Genomic DNA, 20159 nt, shown 5'->3' with positions numbered 1-20159 from the left:
CGGGGGCCGGGGGGGCGCGCGGGGGGCGCCCCCCCCCCCCGGGGGGGGGGGGGGGGGGGGGGGGGGCCCGGGTGGGGGGGCCCCCCCCCCCCCCCCGGGGGGGGGGGGGGCCCCCCCCCCCCCCCGCCTCCTGCGTTCTCGGGTCGCGTCGGACCCTCGGGTCAGACCAGCGGGTCGCTGTCGGTCGAGCGACGCTCGACGCGCTCGCCCGTGGCCGGGTCGACCGCGCTGCGGGTCGTAGAGACCGTCGAGCGGCGGCGCGACGCGAAGGCGATGCCGATGATGGTCACGACCACGCCGGCCGCGATGAGGATGTAGCCGATCAGTTTGATGTCGATGCCCGCGACCTGGAAGTCGAGAGCGAACGCGAGGACCGCGCCGATCACGATCAAGGCGATTCCGCCGCCGATGCTCATGGGGTCTCCTTCGTCTGGCGCCGCCCCGGATGGGCGACGGCGCCGACGCGAGGGTCGGCGGGCCCCACAGTACCGACGGGCCGCGCCGATCGGCCACGACGCGGCGGAGGCGCTGCGAGGATGGTCCTGCCCGTCACCCCACCGCAGGAGATCCCATGACCGGACCCGCAGGCCACGTGCCGCTCGACCAGCCGTACCACCGTGCCTCGCCGAAGGTCGCGGTCGTCCGGTTCTGGCGGAAGTACGCCACGTTCCACGGGCGGGCGAGCCGCAGCGAGTACTGGTGGTGGTTCGTCATCGCGCTCGTGTTCCAGGGGGCGCTCCAGGCCTGGGCCACGGGCAGCGGCGGGACGTCGACCTGGGCCGGGGGCGACAACGGCGATTGGACCTACATCGACCACCAGGGCGTCGTCGTCGTGCTGTGGTCGGTCGTGAGCTTCCTGCCGACCCTGGCGCTGCAGTCGCGACGCCTGCACGACGGGGGCTTCACCGCCTGGTACGTGCTCTTCTACCTGCTGCCGGTCCTCGGGTGGCTGACCCTGCTCGTCATGTCGCTGCTGCCCTCGCGCGCCTCGGGCGAGCGGTTCGACACGGGTGGCGAGCGGCAGTACCCGGGCCCGGCCTGACCCGGCCGGACGGCGCCGGAGTCCCGCCGGGACACGGCGGCGACGGCGTCGTCGAGGGCCCCGGTGCACTCCCCGTCCTCGTCGAGCACCACGTGGCGCTCGCGGGCGCAAGGGGGTTACGGGGTCGGGCCACCGACCGCTAACCTGTTCGCACTCCGGTGGGCCCGACCGCCGTGGTGGTCCCGTTGAGCGACGTCCGTCGCTCGTTTCCCGGTGGTGGACTCTGCGTGCGTCGGGCCTCCGGAGCCCGGACGCCCGAGGCCCCGGACGAAGCCGGTCCGACGCCGTCAGCCCTGCTGCGCCTCGTGCACAAGCTCGAGCGCCGCCCGCAGCCCCGACGCCGGGACCTGTCCGGGCGCGCTCGTCGCCCCCGCCGATCCGAACGTGACGCACGAGCCGAACGTCTCGCCCGCGAGCCGGGACACGACGCCGAGCGGCCCCATCGACATGGTGATCGCGGGCACGATGCCGGCACCCGCCCGGAACTCGGCCGTGGCCCGCATCAGGGTCAGCACGTCGTCCGTACTGGACGGCATGGCGGCGAACTTCGCCACGTCGGCACCGTTCTCTTGTTGTTCGAGCAGGCGTGACACGATCTCGCCCTGCGTGGGGGTGCCGCTGAAGTCGTGCGACGACATCACCACGACGAGCCCGGCGTCGTGCGCGGCGTCGACGAGCCCGCCGAGCAGGTCGGGGTCGGTGTACATCTCGACGTCCACGGCGTCGAGCAGCCCGGTGGCCATGGCCGAGCGCAGTACGGCGTCGTAGGTCGCGGGGGCGACGTCGTGCTCGCCTCCCTCGGGCTCGGTCCGCAGGGTGAACAGCAGGGGCAGTTCGGCGTCGAGCGCGCCACGCACCCGACGGACGACGTCGGCCACGAGGTCGAGGTCGGCGGCTCCCGTCGCCTCGGTGCCCGTGCGCACGGGCCCGTCGGGGTCCGGTGCCGCGGCGAACGCGGCGTCGACGAAGTCGATGCGCAGCTCGACCAGTTCGGCCGTGTCGGTGTCGAGCGCCGAGGCGGCGTCGACCAGCGCGTCGAGGGTCCGGGCCACGAGCGGGACGCAGACCGCGGGACGCCCGGTGCCCAGCGCGACCCGACCGATCGAGACCGGCAGTGGGGTCGCCATCGTCAGCGCGCCACGCTGTCGGTGGTCGACCGGTCGCGGATCGGCGAGCCCACGGAGGCGCGCATCGCGTCGCGCAGGACGCCCTCGTCGGGGACCGGCTCGTCCTGCGCCCGCCCGGAGAAGAGCCTGACCTGGCCGAGCGCCTGCTCGACGAGCATGTCGAGGCCGTTGAAGACGATGCCCCCGTCGGCCGACCAGCGCGACGCGAGGCGCGTCGGCCAGGGCTCGTAGGCGACGTCGAAGAGGACGGACGAGCCGCCGGCCGGACGCAGGTGGAGGTCGTCCGCCGCGCCGCCGGGCAAGGTGCTGATGACGAAGTCCAACGGGCCGAGCGAGGGCAGCTCGGTGAGCGGGGCGACCATCACGTCGGCGCCCAGCTCGGCGGCCAGGGACGTCAGCTCGCCGGCGCGCATGGGGTTGCGCAGGTGGATCGAGAAGGACCGGGCGCCGAGATCCCACGCGGCGGCCATCGCGGACAGGGCGGTGGCGCCCCCGCCGAGGATGGTGGCCGCGGCGGGCCGGGCGTCGTGGAAGCCCTCGACGCTGCGGACGATGCCGTCCACGTCGGTGTTGTGCCCGTGGCGGCGACCGTCGTCGTCGATGACGACGGTGTTGGCGACCCCGAGACGCCGGGCGAGCGGCGAGACGGTGTCGAGCAGGGGCAGCACCTCGCGCTTGAGCGGCATCGTCAGGCTCAGGCCGCGCCAGCTCGCGTCGAGGCCCCCGACGAAGTCGGCGAGCCCGCCCGAGGCGACCTCGACCCGGTCGTAGTCGAAGGGCAGGCCGAGGTGCTCGTACGCCGTGCGGTGCAACACCGGTGACAGCGAGTGCTCGATCGGCGACCCCAGGACGGCGAGACGTCGGCGAGCATCGGTCACGGGTGGGCCCCTCCCTGCGCCCGCGGCTCGGACGACGACCCACCCTAACGCGAGGGCCCTGAGGGGGTGCGGGGTGGTGGCGACCGGCACCGCGCCTCCTCGTCCCGTCGGGTCTGGCAGGGTCGGTGCATGCAGATCCGACCCTTCGACGAGGCCGACACCGAGACCGTCGTGGCGCTCTGGGAGCGCTGCGGGCTGACCCGCCCGTGGAACGACCCGCGACGCGACATCGAACGCAAGCTGACCGTGCAGCGCGAGCTGTTCCTGGTCGGCGTCGACGCCGAGGAGGCGCTGGTCGCGACCGCGATGGCCGGGTACGACGGCCATCGGGGCTGGGTGTACTACGTCGCGGTCGAGCCCGATCGCCAGGGGGAGGGGTTCGGCCGGCAGCTCATGGCCGAGGTCGAGCGGTCGCTCGAGGCGCTGGGCTGCCCGAAGGTCAACTTCCAGGTGCGCACCGGCAACGAGCGGGTACGGGCGTTCTACGAACACCTGGGGTACTCGGTCGACGATGCGTTCGGCATGGGCAAGCGGCTGATCGCCGACTGAGGCGCGGTGTCCGGAGGCTCCGGTGGCGCCCCTCGGCGGGCCCGTCGCTCGGCCTCGCGGCGTCGGATGAACAACATGTGACGATCTTCGGCGGACTCTTGTCGGGCACCCAGCGAGAACTTAGGGTCGTGTGGTGCGCCCCCTGTCGGGGGGTGCCGTCCCGCCCGAACCGTCTTCTCCAGGAGCACCGACGCCCATGCGCATCAGCCCCCCGTCATCCGAGTCCGTCCCGACGGGAGGCCGGCGGCGAGTCCGCGGTGCGGCCCTCGCGTCCGTCGCCACCGGCACCCTGCTGCTCGGCCTGGTCGCCGCGGCACCGGCCCAGGCCGTCCCGGTCACGATCGACCTCGTCGGCATCAACGACTTCCACGGTCGACTCGAGGCCGACGCCCCCGGTGCTCGCGCCTCCATCGCCGGCGCGGCCGTCCTCGCCGGCGCCGTCGAGTCGGTCGAGGCGCAGAACCCCAACACGCTCTTCGTCTCGGCGGGCGACAACATCGGCGCCTCGACGTTCACCTCGTTCATCCAGGACGACGAGCCGACCCTCGACGCCCTGAACGCCATGGGTCTCGACGTCAGCACGCCGGGCAACCACGAGTTCGACAAGGGCCAGGACGACTTCAACGGCCGTGTCCGGGCGAACAGCGAGTTCCCCTACGTGAACGCGAACATCCTCCGGAGCGACGGCACGCCCGCCTACGACCCCTACGTCGTCGAGGAGATCGGCGGCGTCCGCGTCGCGTTCATCGGCGCGCTGACCGAGACCATGCCGACGCTCGTCAGCCCGGCCGGCATCGAGGGGCTGACCTTCGCCCCCGTCGTCGAGTCGGTCAACGCCGTCGCGGACGACATCGTCGCGGCCGACGCGGCCGACGCCATCGTCCTGCTGCTGCACGAGGGCGCCGAGACCGGCAGCCTCGACTCCGTCACCGGCGACAACGCGTTCGGCGAGATCGCCCGCGGCGTCTCGGGCGACGTGTCGGCCATCTTCTCGGGACACACCCACCAGGGCTACGACTACCTCGTCTCGCCGTCCGACGGCGGCCCGCAGCGTGCCGTCGTGCAGACGGGCAGCTACGGGACGAACCTCGCCCGGGTGACCATGACGGTCGACCCCGCCGCCACCGCCTTCCGTGACCGCGTGACCATCGCCTCGCACCGTCTGGTGCCGCTCTACGGTGCCTTCACGCCCGACCCCACCGTCCAGGCCATCGTCGCCTCGGCCGTCGACGTCGCCGCCGAGCGGGGGGCCGAGGTCATCGGTTCGATCAGCGACTCCTTCAACCGGGCCTACAACGCCAACCCGGACGCCAACGGCCTCCCCGTGTCGAACCGGGCCGGTGAGTCGACGCTCGGCAACTTCGTCGCCGACATCCAGCTGTCGTCGACGACGGCGAGCGGTGCCCAGCTCGCCTTCATGAACCCGGGCGGCCTGCGGGACGACCTGCCCTTCGTGGCGCCGGACGGCGACGTGACGTACAAGGCCGCCGCGGCCGTGCAGCCCTTCGCCAACACGCTCGTCGTGGTCGACATGACCGGCGCCGAGATCCGCCAGGTGCTCGAGCAGCAGTGGCCGACCGCCGGCCGTACCAGCACCCTGAAGCTCGGCACGTCCGAGGGTCTGACCTACACCTACGACCCCACCGCGGCGGCGGGCTCGCGCATCGCGGCCGTCTCGCTCGACGGCGTGGCCGTCGACGACGCCACGATCTACAAGGTGACGGTCAACTCGTTCCTCGCCTCGGGTGGCGACGGGTTCACCGCCTTCGCCAACGGTCGCGCCCACGCCGACAGCGGCAAGGTCGACCTGCAGAGCCAGCTCGAGTACTTCGACGCCCAGGCCGGCGACCCGTCCGACCCCGACTTCGCCTCGCGTTCGGTCGGCGTCTCGGGGCTGACCGCTGCGCCCGTCGGCGGGTTCGCCGCCGGTGACACCGTGTCGATGACCCTGTCGTCGCTCGTCCTGCAGCAGGCCGCCGCGGACGCGTCGGGCACCGTGACCGCGACGCTCGACGGCGTCGAGCTCACCTCGGCCCCGATCGACGAGACCATCCTCGACAACTCCGACGAACAGGGTCGTGCCACGGTGACCTTCGTCGTTCCCGAGGGCATCACCGCTCCCGCTGCCGGACCGGTCACGCGCCAGGTCGTGCTCTCGGTCGCCGGCACCGGCACGACGGCGTCCGTCCCGGTCGTCTTCGCCGCGGCGGCCGCTCCCGTGGTCGTCCCGCCGACCGACCCCGGCACCACGCCTCCGGTCTCGACCCCCGGCGGCACCGTGCCCGGCACCACCCCCGGCTCGGGCCCGGGCACCACGCCCGGCTCGGGCCCGGGCACCACGCCCGCCGGCACGGTCCGCAACGCCGACGGCTCGCTGGCCTTCACCGGCCAGGACGGCCTGGGTCTCGCGGCCCTCGCCGGTCTCGTCCTGATGCTGGCCGGCGGCTCGGCGCTCGTCGTCGCCCGCCGCCGTCGCCTCCGCGCGACGGTGACGCCCACCGAGGGCTGACGCCCCCGGCACCGCACCACCGACCGGACGTCGCACCACGGAATTCCGTGGTGCGACGTTCCTTTCGTGGTGCGACCATCGTGCGGCGGCGCGAAGGCGACGGCGGCACGACCGACCGGCACCGCGCCTCCCGTACGCTCGTCGGGTGACGACGTTCGCGTACCACCGCCTGTTCCGTTCCCTGCCCTCGTACCGGTGGTGGAAACCGCTGCTGGCGGCCGTCGTGGCGGCCGTCACGTACCTGCTCGCGTCGGTCGTGGTCTACGTGGCAGTCCTCGGGGTGACCACGGCCGTGGGCGGCACCGCCGCCGCCGAACGCCTGCAGCGCGGCATCGAGGGCGACGCCCTGGCCGCCGCCGACCCGCTCGTGCTCTTCACGACGCTCGCCTCGATCGCGGTCATGCTGCCGGCCATCATGCTGGGCACGCTGATCGTCGGTCCCGGCGCGGTCGGCAGCCTCTCGAGCGTCGCCGGGCGGCTGCGCTGGCGGTGGCTCGTGCGATGCCTCGTGCCCGCCCTCGCGTTCATGGCCCTGACGGTGGGGCTCAGCTACGTCGTGGTGCCCCCGCTGTCGGGCGAGCCGATCGGCACCGGCCCGGTCACCACGCCGACCGACACCCTGGTCTGGGCGGTCGTCGTCATCCTCGTGGTCACCCCGCTCCAGGCGACGGCCGAGGAGTACGCGTTCCGCGGGCTCGCCATGCAGACGATCGGCTCGTGGCTGAGGTACCCGATCGCGGCGATCGTCCTGCCCACGGTCGGGTTCGCGTTCGGCCACGACTACAACGCGTGGGGCATGCTCGACGTCGCCGTGTTCGGCGTGGCCGCGGCCTACCTGACCTGGCGCACCGGCGGGCTCGAGGCGGCGATAGTCGCGCACGTGCTCAACAACACCGTGCTCTTCCTGTTGTCGGCCCCCTTCGCGGGCGTCGAGTCGAGCGACGGCAGCCCCCTCGCCCTGGCGGTGACGCTGGTCTCGACGCCGCTCTACGTGTGGCTCGTGCTGCGGGCGGCCCGACGCACCGGGCTCGTGACGGTCCGCAGCGCTCCTCTCGTACCCGGCGCTCCCGCGCCCGGCGGACCCCTCGTCCCCGGTGCCCGTCCGACCGACGACCGTCCCCAGGAGGCGCGGGTCGACTGACCGCGTCGGCGGCCGCTCGTAGACTCGACGCGTGACCACCACCGCCTCGCCCGCCCTGGCTCCCGACGCTCCCCCCGCAGCCCTCGACGTGCTGCACCGGGTGTTCGGCTACGACGAGTTCCGTGGTCAGCAGGCGCAGATCATCGACCAGGTGGTCCAGGGCGGCGACGCCCTCGTGCTCATGCCCACGGGTGGCGGCAAGTCGCTCTGCTACCAGGTGCCCGCCCTCGTCCGCGACGGCACGGGCATCGTCGTCTCGCCGCTCATCGCGCTGATGCAAGACCAGGTCGACGCCCTCGAGGCCGTCGGCGTCCGGGCGGCGTTCCTCAACTCGACGCAAGACCCCGACCGTCGTCGTGCGGTCGAGCAGGCGTTCGTCGCGGGCGAGCTCGACATGCTCTACCTCGCGCCCGAGCGGCTCAAGCTCGAGTCCACGAAGTCGCTGCTCGACCGGGGCCACGTCTCGCTCTTCGCCATCGACGAGGCCCACTGCGTGGCGCAGTGGGGGCACGACTTCCGTCCCGACTACCTCGAGCTGTCGGTGTTGCACGAGCGCTGGCCCGACGTCCCGCGCATCGCGCTGACGGCGACGGCCACCGAGACCACCCACCGCGAGATCTCACGCCGCCTCGAGCTCGACGACGCGAAGCACTTCGTCGCCGACTTCGACCGGCCCAACATCCAGTACCGCATCGAGGCGAAAGACGGCCCGCAGCAGCAGCTGCTGCGGTTCATCCGCACCGAGCACGACGGCGACGCCGGCATCGTGTACTGCCTGTCCCGCAAGTCGGTCGAGAGCACGGCCGAGTTCCTGGTCAAGCAGGGCATCCCGGCGCTGCCGTACCACGCGGGCCTCGAGGCGCAGACCCGGGCACGCAACCAGGCGCGCTTCCTGCGCGACGAGGGCATCGTGATGGTCGCCACCATCGCCTTCGGCATGGGCATCGACAAGCCCGACGTCCGTTTCGTCGCGCACCTCGACCTGCCCAAGTCGGTCGAGGGCTACTACCAAGAGACCGGCCGGGCCGGCCGCGACGGCCTGCCCTCGACGGCCTGGTTGGCCTACGGCCTGCAAGACGTCGTGCAGCAGCGGCGCATGATCGACCAGTCCGAGGGCGACGCCGAGCACCGCCGCAAGCTCGGCGCCCACCTCGACGCCATGCTCGCCCTGTGCGAGACGGTCGAGTGCCGACGGGTGCAGTTGCTCGGCTACTTCGGTCAGGCGAGCACCGCCTGCGGCAACTGTGACACCTGCCTCTCGCCGCCCGAGTCGCTCGACGGCACGGTGCCCGCCCAGAAGCTCCTCTCGACGGTCGTCCGGTTGAAGCGAGAGCGCAACCAGCAGTTCGGCGCGGGCCAGATCGTCGACATCCTCGTCGGCAAGTCGACCCCCAAGGTCCTCCAGAACCGCCACGAGCAGCTGTCCACCTTCGGCATCGGCACCGAGCTGAACGACGTCGAGTGGCGGGGCGTCGTCCGGCAGCTGCTCGCCCAGGGGGTGTTGGCGGTCTCGCCCGACGGCTACGGCACCCTGCTGCTCACCGACGCGGCGGGCGAGGTGCTCTCGGGCGGCCGCACCGTCCGGTTGCGGCGCGAGCCCGACCGTCCGGCGCGCTCGGCCCGGGCGCGCAGCGGGTCGGGTTCGTCGGGTCGCGGCTCCTCGCGGGGCGCCGCCGAGTTGACGGGTGACGACGCCGCCCTGTTCGAGACGCTGCGCGAGTGGCGTGCCGGCGTGGCCCGAGCGCAGGGCGTCCCGGCCTACGTGGTGTTCGGCGACGTCACCCTGCGGGGCATCGCATCCGAACGGCCCGCCTCGCTCGATCAGCTCGCGGGCATCAGCGGCGTCGGCCAGAAGAAACTCGACACGTACGGTCAGCAGGTGCTCGCCGTCGTGGGCGGCACCGCACCGGCCGAGGCGGCGGCCGTCGGGTCGTCCGCGGCGGCGTCGGCCGGCACCACTCCCCACTCGCCGCGAGCGACCTCGACGGCGCCCGCTCGTGGTGCCCGCCGTGCCGCACCGCCCGCCGTCGACGAGGTGCCCGAGGTGCCGGCCGACGATCTCTACGACGTGCCGGCCGACGCTCCCTACGACCCCTACGACGACGCCCCGCCGCCGCCCGACGACTGGCGCTGACCCGGGGTCGACGGGCCGAAGCCGAGCAGCGGGAACGCCTGCGACAGGACGACCAGCGCGACCGTCGTGATCACCATGGCCGAGAACCCGCCCAAGAAGGGCTGTCCGTTCATGCGGGCGACGTAGGCCGCGGCGAGCAGCACGGCCCCGCCCGCCGGGGGTGCCAACCCGATGAAGCGCATGCTCGTCCGGTCGAGCGCAGCGCCTCGTCGCGTCCGGCGGACCGACGAGACCGCCACGACGACGAGCGCGAGCCAGACGACCGCCGACAGCACGTAGAGGCCGGTCGCCACGACCGTCGCGGTGAGTCCGACGCCGACCGAGGTGCCCGCGCCGACGATGCTGGCGACGGCGAAGTAGGTGGAGATCAGCGAGGTGGCGCCGAAGACGACCGGCAGGCGCGAAGGGCGGGTGGTCATGGTCTCGTCGTCCAAGGCGGTCCTCTCGGGTCGTCGGGGCTGTCGTCGGGGGATGCGGCGGGGCACTCGGGGGACTCGGGGCGCCTCGGGCCGTCCGGGGTCGTCCCCGGCTGTCGGAGCCGGAGCGCGGGGGGCCGTCCGCCCGGCCGGACCACCGCCCACGGGGACGGGCGGTGCGTCGCGGCGCTCGCCCCGGGTCTCGGGTCGATCCCCCGACGAGGACTCGTCGGAGGGTCGTGAACCGGACGAGCGTCCCGTTTCGGTCGGTCTCCGACGATAGGCCGCGGCTCCGGCGGCGGCAATCCTCCCTGAGGGGGACACCCGTTGTTCCCCGAATCGGGTGGTGCGGGTGGGTACCGAGGGCCCCCGGGTGAGGCGCACAGGCGAGCCATGCGCCTCGGGGAATGTGGCGTCGGGCACAGTGGAGCGTGCTCACAACCCTCAGCCGTTCGGTCCTGTCACCCCTGGTGCGCGCGGTCTGGCGCCCCCGGGTGATCGGGCGCCGCAACGTCCCGCGGCGCGGCGCCGTCATCCTGGCCAGCAACCATCTCTCGTTCATGGACAGCGTCGTGATCACCCTCATGGCACCCCGTCAGGTCTCGTTCCTCGCGAAGAACGCCTACTTCACCGGCTCGGGCCTCAAGGGTCGGGCGTCGCGGGCCTTCTTCACCGGCATCGGCGCGATCGGCGTCGAGCGAGGGGCCGGGTCCGCCGCGCAGCACGCCCTCGACCTGGGCCTCGGCAAGCTGACGGACGGTGACGCGTTCGCGATCTACCCCGAAGGGACGCGCTCCCTCGACGGGCGGCTCTACCGCGGCCGGACGGGCGTCGCCTGGCTCGCGCTCACGAGCGGGGCCCCGGTCGTGCCGGTCGCCCTCACGGGGACGCAGGAACTGCAGCCGGTGGGCACGCGCTTCCCGCGCCTCCGGAAGGTCACCGTCGAGTTCGGCGAGCCCATCGACCTCTCGCACCACGGGGAGGCGAAGTCGGGTCGGGCTCGTCGGCACGCCACCGACGAGGTGATGGCGGCCGTCCAGCGCCTCAGCGGCCAGGTCGAGGCGGGCGTCTACAACGATCCGCCCGCTCCCTCGGTCGTCGCCCGGGTGCGTCGCGCGATGCGGCCCGACCCCGTCGGGCCCGATCCGCTCGACTGAGCCGCGCTGCTCGCGCGTCCCGGGCGTAGCGTCGGGGCCATGAAGGTCGCAGTGCTCGGGACGGGCATCATGGGTCAGGGCGTGGCGGGGACACTGCTGCGCGAGGGGTTCGACGTCACGGTCTGGAACCGCACGAGGTCGAAGGCCGAGCCGCTCGCCGCCGACGGTGCCGTGGTCGCCGACACGGCGCGGCAGGCGGTCGAGGGCGCCGACGTGGTCGTCACCGTGCTGTTCGACGGCGACGCCGTGCTCGAGGTCCTCGACGAGGCCGCCGACGCGAGCGGTGCCGACACCGTGTGGGTGCAGGCCAGCACCATCGGCGAGGCCGACACGGCCCGCGTCGTCCGGACGGCCGACGGGCACGGACTCCGGCTCGTCGAGGCGATGATGCTCGGCACGAAGAAGCCGGCCGCGACGGGGAAGCTCGTCATGCTGGCCGCCGGCGACGACGCCCTGCTCGACGCCGTGCGTCCGGTCCTCGACGCCATGGGATCCAAGACGATCGTCGCGGGCGACACGGTCGGGCAGGGCACGGCGCTGAAGCTCGCCGCCAACGCGTGGATCGCCACGATCACCGCCGCCACGGCCCAGTCGCTCGCGCTGACGGAGGCCCTGGGCCTCGACCCGCAGCTCTTCCTCGACGCCATCGACGGGGGCCAGTCGGACACCCCGTACGCGCACCTCAAGGGCGCGACGATGATCGCCGGCGACTACCCGGCCCAGTTCGCGCTCGACGGCATCCGCAAGGACCTCGAGCTCATGCAGGAGGCCGCCCAGGGCACCGGCTTCGACACCGGTCTGCTCGAGGCGCTGTCCGGCGTCTACGCCACGGCGGCCGACCGGGGGCACGGCGGCGACGACATCGCCGCGGTCCGCACCGGCTTCGACCGGGACGGTTCCGCCGAGACCCCGTAGGACCGCCGAGACCCTCGCGCGCGCAGGAGGGTCTCAGCGGCCGGGACTCGTGGGGCCGGTGGCGCCGGCGGCGGCGATGAGCGACGCCGCGACGGCCCGGCCCGTCGTCGTGTCGCGGTCGGGCTCGCGGAGTCGCATGGCGAGGTCGCCGGTGACCACCAGCAGCAGGCGTTCGGCGAGGCCCTCGGCCTCGGGGCCGACGAGCGGGCGTGCCAGGTCGGTGAGCCGCGTCCGCAGCGTCTCGGTGTCGAGCCGTACGGCCTCGGCGACGTCGGCGGGAGGATCGACGTACTCGGCCGCCGAGGCGAGGAACGCACACCAGCGCGCCCCCGTCGGGCGGGACCGGAAGTCGTCCAACGCGTCGAAGACCGCGAGGAGGCGCGGGCCTGCCTCGTCGCACCGGGCGACGGCGGCGTCCCAGGTGGCGAGCCAGTCGTGGTGGCGACGGGTCAGCGCTGCGGCGACCAGCGCCTCCTTGCTGCGGTAGCCGCGGTACATCGTCGCGGCCGAGACGCCGGCGCGGGCGAGGACGGCGTCGACGGGCGTCGCGGCGATGCCGTTCGTGAAGAACAGGTCGTCGGCGGCATCGAGGATCTTCTTCTCGCTGGCCGGGCGCAGGGGCATGCGGACAGCTTAGGCTGTGAAAATGAAACGTACGTTTTCGAATGGCTCCGGGCTCGTCGCGGCCGGCACGGCCCTGATCGCCGTGACCTACGGCCTGGTCCGCCTCGCCTACGGGCTGTACCTGCCCGAGACGCAGGCCGACCTCGGGTTCGACGCCGGCGTCGCCGGGCTGATCTCGTCGGGCGGATCGCTCGCCTACGTCGCCGGCGCGGTGGCGGGGTTCGCAGCGTCCGCCCGGCACCCACGAGGCCTGGTCGTCACGGCGGGTGCGGCGGCCTCGATCGGTGCCGCGGGCATGGCCCTCGCGCCCGACGTGGTGCCGTTCGCGCTCGCGGCCGTGCTCAGCTCGGCCGGAGCCGGCCTCGCGTCGCCGGCCCTGGTGCGCCTCCTGCAGCGCGGTCTCGAGCACGGACGGCAGGCGCGCGGCCAGACGGTCGTCAACGCCGGGACGGGCCCGGGCCTCGTGGCGGCGGGACTCCTGGCGTCCGCCGTGCTGCCCGACTGGCGACTCGCGTGGTGGGCGGCCGTCGGGGGAGCGATCGTCGCGGCCGGGGCCGTCCTCGTGCTCGACCACCGCGGCTCCGTGGCTCGACCGAGCGACGCGACGGGTGCCGCGACCTCGGTCGGACGCGACCTCCTGCCCCCGCGGTCGTGGTTCGTCGACCACCGGTGGGTGCTGGTCGCGGCGCTGCTCGCCGGTGCCGCCTCGGCCGGGGTCTGGAACTTCGGGCGCACGGTGCTGGTCGACGCCGGGGTGGCGGCCGAGCTGTCGGTCGGGGCCTGGGTCTGCCTCGGCGCGGGCGGCACCGCCGTCATCGCCACCGCTCGACCGCTGGCGCGCCTGGCCCCCGGGGCGGTCTGGACGCTCACGCTGGCCGTGATGGCGGCGGGCACGGCCGGGCTGGCGACCCTGCCGGGCGTCGTGCCGGTGGCGTTCGTGGCCTGCGCGGCCTTCGGCTGGGCCTACACGGCGGCGACGGGTGCGCTGATCGCCTGGACGGCCGAGATCGACGCCGAGCGGGCCGCGAGCGGGACGGCCCTGCTCTTCGTGCTGCTGGTGCTGGGCCAGGCCGTGGGGGCCGTCGTCCTGGGCGCGCTCGTCGGGACCGGCGGCTACGGCGTGGCCCTCGCCGTGGCAGCCCTCGGCGCCCTCCTCGCGGCGCTCCCGGGCCTCGCGGGCCGGGGAATGCATCGTGCAACGGGGGCGTTGCCCCACGAGCGCCCCCGCCCGAGGGCGCGTCACCGTTCGGAAGGACCACCCTTGGACCTCTTCTCTCCCGCCACCTTCGGCCAGCTCGAGCTGCGCAACCGCCTCGTCATGGCGCCCCTCACCCGTCTCCGCTCCGGCGACGACGGCGTTCCGGGCGACGTCGTGGTGGAGCACTACCGTCAGCGCGCCTCCTTCGGTCTGATCACGACCGAGGGCACCTGGCCCTCGCAGGAGTCCAAGGCCTACGACGGTCAGCCCGGCATCGTCACCGACGAGCAGGTCGCCGGCTGGAAGCGCGTCGCCGAGGCCGTCCACGCCGAGGGCGGCCAGATCGTCATGCAGGTCATGCACGGTGGACGCGTCTCGCACACCGACATCACGCGCACCGCCCGCATCGTCGCCCCCAGCGCGATCGCCATCGACGGCCAGGTGCACACCGCCACCGGCAAGGTCGACTTCCCCGTGCCGCACGCCCTCACGACCGACGAGGTCCACCAGGTCACGGCCGACATCGTCGCCGCGTCGAAGCGCGCCGTGCTCGAGGCCGGGCTCGACGGCGTCGAGATCCACAGCGCCAACGGCTACCTGCTGCACGAGTTCCTCTCGCCCGTCTCGAACGTCCGCACCGACGAGTACGGCGGAACCCCCGAGAACCGCGCCCGCCTCGCGATCGAGACCGCGACCGCCGTGGCCGAGGCGATCGGTGCCGGCCGCGTCGGCATCCGCCTGTCGCCCATGCACAACATCCAGGACGTCGTCGAGACCGACGTCGCCGACGTGACGGCCGTCTACCGTGCGCTCGTCGAGGGCCTCGCGCCGCTCGGCCTCGCCTACCTCAGCGTGCTGCAGGCCGACCTGCGCGGCGAGCTCGTCCAGGACCTCCGCACGCGCTTCGGTGGTGCCTTCATCGCCAACAGCGGCTTCGGTCAGATCACCACGCGCGACGAGGCCATCGCCGAGGTCGCCGACGGCCAGGCCGACGCCGTCGCCGTGGGCCGCTTCGCCATCGCCAACCCCGACCTGGTCGAGCGGTGGAAGGGTGACCACGAGGTCAACGAGCCGAACCCCGCCACGTTCTACGCCGAGGGTGCCGAGGGCTACACGGACTACCCGACGCTGGAGCACGCCGCGCGCTAGTCCGGCGCCTGCACCGCGGAACCCGTCCCGGGTGACCCACCACGTCCTGCCGTGGTCGGTCGCCCGGGGCGGGGTCCTTCGACGTGCGGCCGGTCCGCGCGGCCGGCCCGTGCGGCCGGTCCGCGCGGCCGCCGGCGCACGGCGAGCCGAGGAGGCGCGGGTCGCGTCACCCGCGCCGCGCACCCGGCGTAGACAGGACGGCATGACCGACGTGAAGCACCCGTCCGACCTCGGGATCGACGTGAGCGAGGGCTCACCGCAGCAGCTGTACCGCTGGCTGCTCGCGAGCGTGTTGTTCGGCCGGCCCGTGCAGCAGAGCGTGGCCGCCGAGACCTACCAGGTGCTCGTCGACCACGGGCTGACGAGCCCCGCACGCTTCGCCGAGCACGACCACGAGGGGCTGCGCCGGCTGCTCGACGAGGCCGGCTACGCCCGCATCGACCACGTGATGAGCGACGAGCTGCACGAGGTCATGGGGCGCATCGACTCCGACTGGGGGTCGGTGAACCACCTCGTGCGGTCGTCGGCCGACCGTGCCGAGCTGACCCGCCGCCTCACCGACCTGAAGGGCGTCGGCCCGAAGACGGCCGAGATCTTCACGCGGGAGCTGCCCGACGCCCTCTACGGCACCGCCTGACGGCACCGCCCTCTACGGCACCGCCTGACGGCACCGCCGGACGGCGGAGGCGTCCCCGGGTCGGGAGCGGGGCACCCGTAGACTCGAGGCGATCTCGGGGGCGCGACCCGCGCCTCCTCGGGTGTGATCGGTGCGACCGGCACCGACGGTCCGCGCGATCGTGCAGAGGGGGCCCCGTGACGCTCGTCGACAAGCTGTTCCGACAGGACGAATGGCGCACCGTGCCCAACGCCATCTCGGCGGCCCGGCTGCTGCTGCTGCCGGTGTTCCTCGTGTTGATCGTGGGTCAGCACTACTGGTCGGCGATGGTCGTCATCGCGGTCGTCTTCGTGACCGACTTCCTCGACGGGTTCATCGCCCGCCGGACGAACACCACCTCCGAGCTCGGCCGGTGGCTCGACCCGGTGGCGGACCGCATCACCGTGATCGTGGTCGTCATCGCGTTCGTCGCGGGCGGTCTCGTGCCGTGGCCGGTGCTGCCGCTGCTGCTCGTGCCCGACCTGCTGCTGAGCGCCTACGCCCTGTTCGTGCTGGCCGGGGCCTCGTTCCCGGTGACGTGGGTCGGCAAGATCCGCACCGCTCTCATCTTCGTCGGGCTGCTGCTCGTGCTGGTCGCGGCCGCGGTCGTGGACCAGTTCGGCGGATCGGGAGGCGCGGCGTCGGCCCCGCTCGCCGACGCCGGTGCCGTCGCCCGCACGATCGGCCTCGTGGTGCTCTGGGCCGGACTCGTCGGCCACTGGGTCGCCGCCGTCCTCTACGCCGCGGCACTCGTCCGCACCCGTCGCGCCCGCCGAACCGCCTGACGGTCCGGGGTCCGACCGCCGTCCAGGGCCTGACCGCCCGCCCGGGGCCCGGGCGTAGCGTCAACCCCATGACTCGCATCACCACCCCCTTCAGCGCCGCCACCACCGCGGACGAGGTCGTCGACGGCCTCGACCTGACCGGCAGGCGCATCGTCGTGACCGGCGCCGCGTCCGGCATCGGCATCGAGACCGCCCGCTCCCTCGTCGCCGCCGGCGCCGACGTGACCCTCGCCGTGCGCCGCCCTGAACAGGGAGACCAGGCCGTCGCCGACATCCGCGAGAGCACCGGCGACGGCGGCGGCACCGTCCGTGCCGCGATCCTCGACCTCGAGAAGCGCGACACCCTGCAGGCCTTCGCCGACGCGTGGCAGGGCCCGCTCGACGTGCTCATCGACAACGCCGGCATCATGGCCACGCCCGAGACCCGCACCCCCGAGGGGTGGGAACTCCAGTTCAGCAACAACCACCTCGGTCACTACGCCCTCGCGAACGCGCTCCGAGGTGCCCTGGTCGAGGGCGCCCAGGCCTCGGGCACCCCGTCGCGACTCGTGTCGCTCAGTTCGACCGGCCACCACTTCTCGCCCGTCGTGTTCGACGACGTGATGTTCGAGCGTCGCGAGTACGACCCGTGGTCGGCCTACGGCCAGTCGAAGACCGCGAACTCGCTCTTCGCGGTCGGCGTCACGCAGCGCTGGGCCGACGACGGCGTGCTCGCCAACGCCGTGCACCCGGGCGGCATCATGACGCCGCTGCAGCGCCACCTGCCCAAGCAGGAGATGCTCGACCGCGGCTGGATCGACGAGGACGGCACCCCCAACCCGGCGTTCAAGTCCACGCAGCAGGGGGCCGCGACGTCGGTCTTCGTGGCCGTCCACCCCCTCGCCGAGGGCGTCGGGGCCCGCTACTTCGAGGACGTCGCCGAGGCCGAGCCGTTCCGCGAGGACGCCCGCGGTCGCGGCGTCAAGGACTACGCCCTCGACCCCGAGCAGTCCGACCGCCTCTGGGCGCTCAGCGAGCAGCTGCTCGCCTGACCGACGCCGGCACAGGACGCAGGAGGCGCGGGCCGGGTCGACGACCCCGCCCGCGCCTCCTGCGCCCTGCCCCTGGGCGTCAGCCCGTGTTCTGCAGCCCGGCGGCGATCCCGTTGACGCTCAGCAGCAGGAGGCGGTGGTCGGCGTCCGCCGGGTCGCCTCCGCCCGCGACGCGGATCGCCCGCAGGGCGCGCAGCTGCAGCAGGGAGAGCGCGTCGACGTAGGGCGACCGCAGCCGCACCGCGCGGCTCAGCACCGGGCGGCCGTCGAGCACCTCGCCGTGGCCGCTGACCGCGAGCACCCACTTGCGCGTGCGGGCCATCTCGTCGAGGACGCGTCCGGCGAGGTCGTCGCGGTCGGCCAGCGCCAGGTACTCGCGGGCGATGTGCTCGTCGGTCTTGGCGAGCGACATCTCGACGTTCTTGATCATCGCCGAGAAGAGCGGCCAGGTCGCGTAGGCCTCACGGAGCAGGTCGAGGTCGCCCACGGCCTCGAGGGCCGACCCCAGGCCGTACCAGCCGGCGAGGTTGATGCGGGCCTGCGTCCAGGCGAAGACCCAGGGGATCGCCCGGAGGTCCTCGAGGGACTCGACCGAGAGGCCTCGACGTGCGGGACGGGAACCCAACGCGAGCAGGCCGACCTCCTCCATCGGGGTGACGGCCGCGAACCACGAGGCGAAGCCGTCGGCCTTGACGAGGCCGAAGAACGCCTCGCGCGAGGCGACGTCCATCGTCGAGGCGACCTCGGCGAACCGGGTGGCGGCCGTCGCGTTGGCCTGTTCGTTCGACGGGCTCGAGGCCAGCAGCGTGGCCGCGGCCATCTGCTCGACGTGCCGGGCGGCGATGGTCTTGTTGCCGTACTGGGCGAAGATGACCTCGCCCTGCTCGGTGATCTTGAAGCGGCCGTCGACCGATGCCGGCGGCTGAGCCAGCACGGCCTCGTTCGCCGGTCCGCCGCCGCGGCCGAGGGCGCCGCCGCGACCGTGGAACAGCGTCAGCTCGATGTCGTTCTCGGCGGCCCAGTCGGCGATGCGGGCCTGGGCGGAGTAGAGCGCGAAGGTCGCCGAGACGGGCCCGACGTCCTTCGACGAGTCCGAGTAGCCCAGCATGACCTCGAGGCGGCGACCGGTCGCCGCGAGGCGCTTCTGCACCGCCTCGGTCTGGAGGGCCTCGTCGAGGATGCGCGTGCTGGCCTCGAGGTCGGCGAACGTCTCGAACAGCGGGATCACGTCGAGCACGGGTGCGGGCTCGTCGCCCATCGCGCGCTCGGCGAGCTCGTAGACGGTGGCCAGGTCGGCCGACGACTGCGTGAACGACACGATGTAGCGCGACGCGGCCCGCACGCCGTAGCGCTTCTGCAGGTCGGCGATCGTGCGGAACACCGCGAGGACCTCGTCGGTCGTCTCGCTGCGTGCAGGAGGCGCGGCGTCGGACCCGGCGTCGCCGCCGGTGGACTGCTCCCCGCCCGCCACCGGGTCGGCCGCCCGGAGCTCGGCGAGGGCCGTGCGGTGCACCTGCGAGTGCTGGCGCACCTCGAGTTCGGCGAGGTGGAAGCCGAACGTCTCGACCTGCCAGACGAGGCCCTGCAGGTCACCGTTGGCGCTGCGGTGCGCGCCGGCCGCGCGCAGCGACTGCTGCACGACGCGCAGGTCGGCGAGCAACTCGTCCGGGTGGCCGTAGGCGAGCGGGGCCCCTTCGCGACGGGTGGCGTCGATGCGGGCCGCGACGAACATGAGCACCCGGCGGTGCAGCTCGTGGGGCGAGCGCACGCCGATGCGGGACGCGACCTCCGCGTCCATCCGGCGCTGCGCCTCCGCGAGGGACACCAGCTCGGCGGAGGCCGGGGTCTCGGCCTCGTCGAGGGTCAGGGTGCCGCCGATGCGGCTGGTCGCGCGGTGCAGGCCCAGCAGCACGTGCTCGGCGGCGATGTCGGCGGCGGCCCGGGTGACCTCGGCGGTCACGTGCGGGTTGCCGTCGCGGTCTCCGCCGATCCAGGTGCCGAGGCGCATGAAGGCCGGGGCGACGGCGGGTTCGCGGCCGGCGGCGTCACCGAGCAGGCGGTCGTCGAGCAGACGGTAGACCTGCGGCACGATCTCGAAGAGCGTCTGGTCGAAGATGCTCATGGCCGTGCGGACCTCGTCGAGCGGGGTCGGCCGCGTGGTGCGGATCGGCGAGGTGCGCCAGAGCGTGTCGACCTCCTCGAGGAGGCGGCGTTCGGCCTCGGCCACGGCCACGTCGTTCTCGAGCCGGTCGCGGTCGGTCATCAGGTCGCTGATCCGACGGATGCTCGACGCGACCGCACGGCGGCGGGCCTCGGTCGGGTGCGCGGTGAGCACGGGGTGGAAGCGCAGCGCGTCGAGTCGCTTGGAGGCCTCCTCGGCCCCGACCTCCTCGGTGAGCTGGCGCAGCGTGGCCGAGACCGAGTCGCCCGCGGCGCTTGCCTCGCTGCCGCGGCGGCGCAGCACGCGGACGCGGTGGTGTTCTTCCGCGAGGTTGCTGAGGTGGAAGTAGCAGGTGAAGGCGCGGGCGACCTGCTCGGCCAGCCCCTGGTCGAGGGCGTCGACGAGGCGCTGGGCGTCGTCGAGGCTCGCGCCGTCGGCTCCCTCGTAGGCGGCGATGACGGCGGCCCGGACGTCCTCGACGGCCTGGAAGAGTTCGTCGCCGCCGGATTCGCGCAGCACCCGGCCGAGCAGGCTGCCGAGGTAGCTGACGTCCTGACGGAGGCTGCCGTCGACGGCGCCGCTGATGTCGTCACGGCTGCCGTCGTGTCGTCGTGTGGTCTCGATGTCGGTCACCGCACCATCTTGGACGACCCGGGCGCTCCATGACGCCACGATGTGGTCACGCCGC

17 protein-coding genes and 1 pseudogene are annotated in these 20159 nt (G+C 73.6%); 12 read left to right on the top strand and 6 right to left on the bottom strand.

Annotation, left to right across the window (positions count from 1 at the left end; translation table 11 throughout):
- Positions 1-161: 161 nt before the first annotated feature.
- On the bottom strand, positions 162-416 hold the full coding sequence (locus ACVJ1F_RS13655; RefSeq protein ID WP_043593189.1) for a DUF6458 family protein: 255 nt from the start codon (positions 414-416) through the stop codon (positions 162-164).
- Positions 417-571: 155 nt separating this feature from the next.
- On the opposite strand from ACVJ1F_RS13655, the gene ACVJ1F_RS13650 reads away from it, so the two are divergent.
- Positions 572-1042 (top strand): DUF805 domain-containing protein, encoded by a 471-nt coding sequence (locus ACVJ1F_RS13650; protein WP_456886851.1) that lies wholly within the window; start codon positions 572-574, stop codon positions 1040-1042.
- 287 nt (positions 1043-1329) lie between these two features.
- On the opposite strand, the gene aroD is transcribed toward ACVJ1F_RS13650, so the two are convergent.
- On the bottom strand, positions 1330-2169 hold the full coding sequence (gene aroD / locus ACVJ1F_RS13645; RefSeq protein WP_456886849.1) for a type I 3-dehydroquinate dehydratase: 840 nt from the start codon (positions 2167-2169) through the stop codon (positions 1330-1332).
- Between the two features lie 2 nt (positions 2170-2171).
- On the bottom strand, positions 2172-3047 hold the full coding sequence (locus ACVJ1F_RS13640; RefSeq protein ID WP_159826768.1) for a shikimate dehydrogenase: 876 nt from the start codon (positions 3045-3047) through the stop codon (positions 2172-2174).
- Positions 3048-3176: 129 nt separating this feature from the next.
- On the opposite strand from ACVJ1F_RS13640, the gene ACVJ1F_RS13635 reads away from it, so the two are divergent.
- The 4 genes from ACVJ1F_RS13635 to recQ all read left to right on the top strand — a co-directional run bounded on the left by ACVJ1F_RS13635 (position 3177) and on the right by recQ (position 9380).
- Positions 3177-3596 carry a GNAT family acetyltransferase gene (locus ACVJ1F_RS13635; protein WP_173151946.1) on the top strand — a complete coding sequence of 140 codons (420 nt, stop codon included), beginning with the start codon at positions 3177-3179 and terminating at the stop codon, positions 3594-3596.
- Positions 3597-3792: 196 nt separating this feature from the next.
- Positions 3793-6105 carry a bifunctional metallophosphatase/5'-nucleotidase gene (locus ACVJ1F_RS13630; protein WP_456886847.1) on the top strand — a complete coding sequence of 771 codons (2313 nt, stop codon included), beginning with the start codon at positions 3793-3795 and terminating at the stop codon, positions 6103-6105.
- Positions 6106-6250: 145 nt separating this feature from the next.
- Positions 6251-7246: a CPBP family intramembrane glutamic endopeptidase gene (locus tag ACVJ1F_RS13625; RefSeq protein WP_456886845.1), complete on the top strand. Its 996-nt coding sequence runs from the start codon at positions 6251-6253 to the stop codon at positions 7244-7246.
- A gap of 31 nt (positions 7247-7277) precedes the next feature.
- Positions 7278-9380 carry a DNA helicase RecQ gene (gene recQ / locus ACVJ1F_RS13620; RefSeq protein ID WP_456886843.1) on the top strand — a complete coding sequence of 701 codons (2103 nt, stop codon included), beginning with the start codon at positions 7278-7280 and terminating at the stop codon, positions 9378-9380.
- On the opposite strand, the gene ACVJ1F_RS13615 is transcribed toward recQ, so the two are convergent.
- A complete protein-coding gene (locus ACVJ1F_RS13615) occupies positions 9341-9799 on the bottom strand; it encodes a hypothetical protein (protein WP_456886841.1) in 459 nt (152 codons plus the stop codon). The two genes, recQ and ACVJ1F_RS13615, sit on opposite strands and share 40 nt — an antisense overlap.
- Before the next feature lie 404 nt (positions 9800-10203).
- Between ACVJ1F_RS13615 and ACVJ1F_RS13610 the strand changes: the two genes are divergently transcribed.
- Complete coding sequence (locus ACVJ1F_RS13610) at positions 10204-10953, top strand: lysophospholipid acyltransferase family protein (protein ID WP_192124088.1); 750 nt, start codon at positions 10204-10206, stop codon at positions 10951-10953.
- Between the two features lie 6 nt (positions 10954-10959).
- Positions 10960-11868 carry an NAD(P)-dependent oxidoreductase gene (locus ACVJ1F_RS13605; protein WP_456886858.1) on the top strand — a complete coding sequence of 303 codons (909 nt, stop codon included), beginning with the start codon at positions 10960-10962 and terminating at the stop codon, positions 11866-11868.
- A 33-nt stretch (positions 11869-11901) separates the two neighbouring features.
- On the opposite strand, the gene ACVJ1F_RS13600 is transcribed toward ACVJ1F_RS13605, so the two are convergent.
- Complete coding sequence (locus ACVJ1F_RS13600; RefSeq protein WP_402752179.1) at positions 11902-12492, bottom strand: TetR/AcrR family transcriptional regulator; 591 nt, start codon at positions 12490-12492, stop codon at positions 11902-11904.
- 22 nt (positions 12493-12514) lie between these two features.
- Between ACVJ1F_RS13600 and ACVJ1F_RS13595 the strand changes: the two are divergent.
- The 5 genes and pseudogenes from ACVJ1F_RS13595 to ACVJ1F_RS13575 all read left to right on the top strand — a co-directional run.
- Positions 12515-13645, top strand: a pseudogene (locus tag ACVJ1F_RS13595) (MFS transporter); the annotation flags it as partial.
- A gap of 108 nt (positions 13646-13753) precedes the next feature.
- Complete coding sequence (locus ACVJ1F_RS13590; protein WP_456886856.1) at positions 13754-14839, top strand: alkene reductase; 1086 nt, start codon at positions 13754-13756, stop codon at positions 14837-14839.
- Positions 14840-15041: 202 nt separating this feature from the next.
- Positions 15042-15476, top strand: a complete 435-nt coding sequence (locus ACVJ1F_RS13585; protein ID WP_402752178.1) for an HhH-GDP family DNA glycosylase — start codon at positions 15042-15044, stop codon at positions 15474-15476.
- 176 nt (positions 15477-15652) lie between these two features.
- Positions 15653-16279, top strand: coding sequence for a CDP-alcohol phosphatidyltransferase family protein (locus ACVJ1F_RS13580; protein ID WP_192124097.1), 627 nt, complete (start codon positions 15653-15655; stop codon positions 16277-16279).
- A gap of 68 nt (positions 16280-16347) precedes the next feature.
- Positions 16348-17310 carry an SDR family NAD(P)-dependent oxidoreductase gene (locus ACVJ1F_RS13575; protein ID WP_456886837.1) on the top strand — a complete coding sequence of 321 codons (963 nt, stop codon included), beginning with the start codon at positions 16348-16350 and terminating at the stop codon, positions 17308-17310.
- A gap of 79 nt (positions 17311-17389) precedes the next feature.
- Here the strand turns inward: ACVJ1F_RS13575 and ACVJ1F_RS13570 are convergent, their stop codons facing one another.
- Positions 17390-20104 carry a phosphoenolpyruvate carboxylase gene (locus ACVJ1F_RS13570; RefSeq protein ID WP_456886835.1) on the bottom strand — a complete coding sequence of 905 codons (2715 nt, stop codon included), beginning with the start codon at positions 20102-20104 and terminating at the stop codon, positions 17390-17392.
- Positions 20105-20159 lie beyond the last annotated feature (55 nt).

The organism is Frigoribacterium sp. 2355 (genome assembly GCF_054060695.1).
This window is presented reverse-complemented; position numbering and strand designations above follow the sequence as displayed.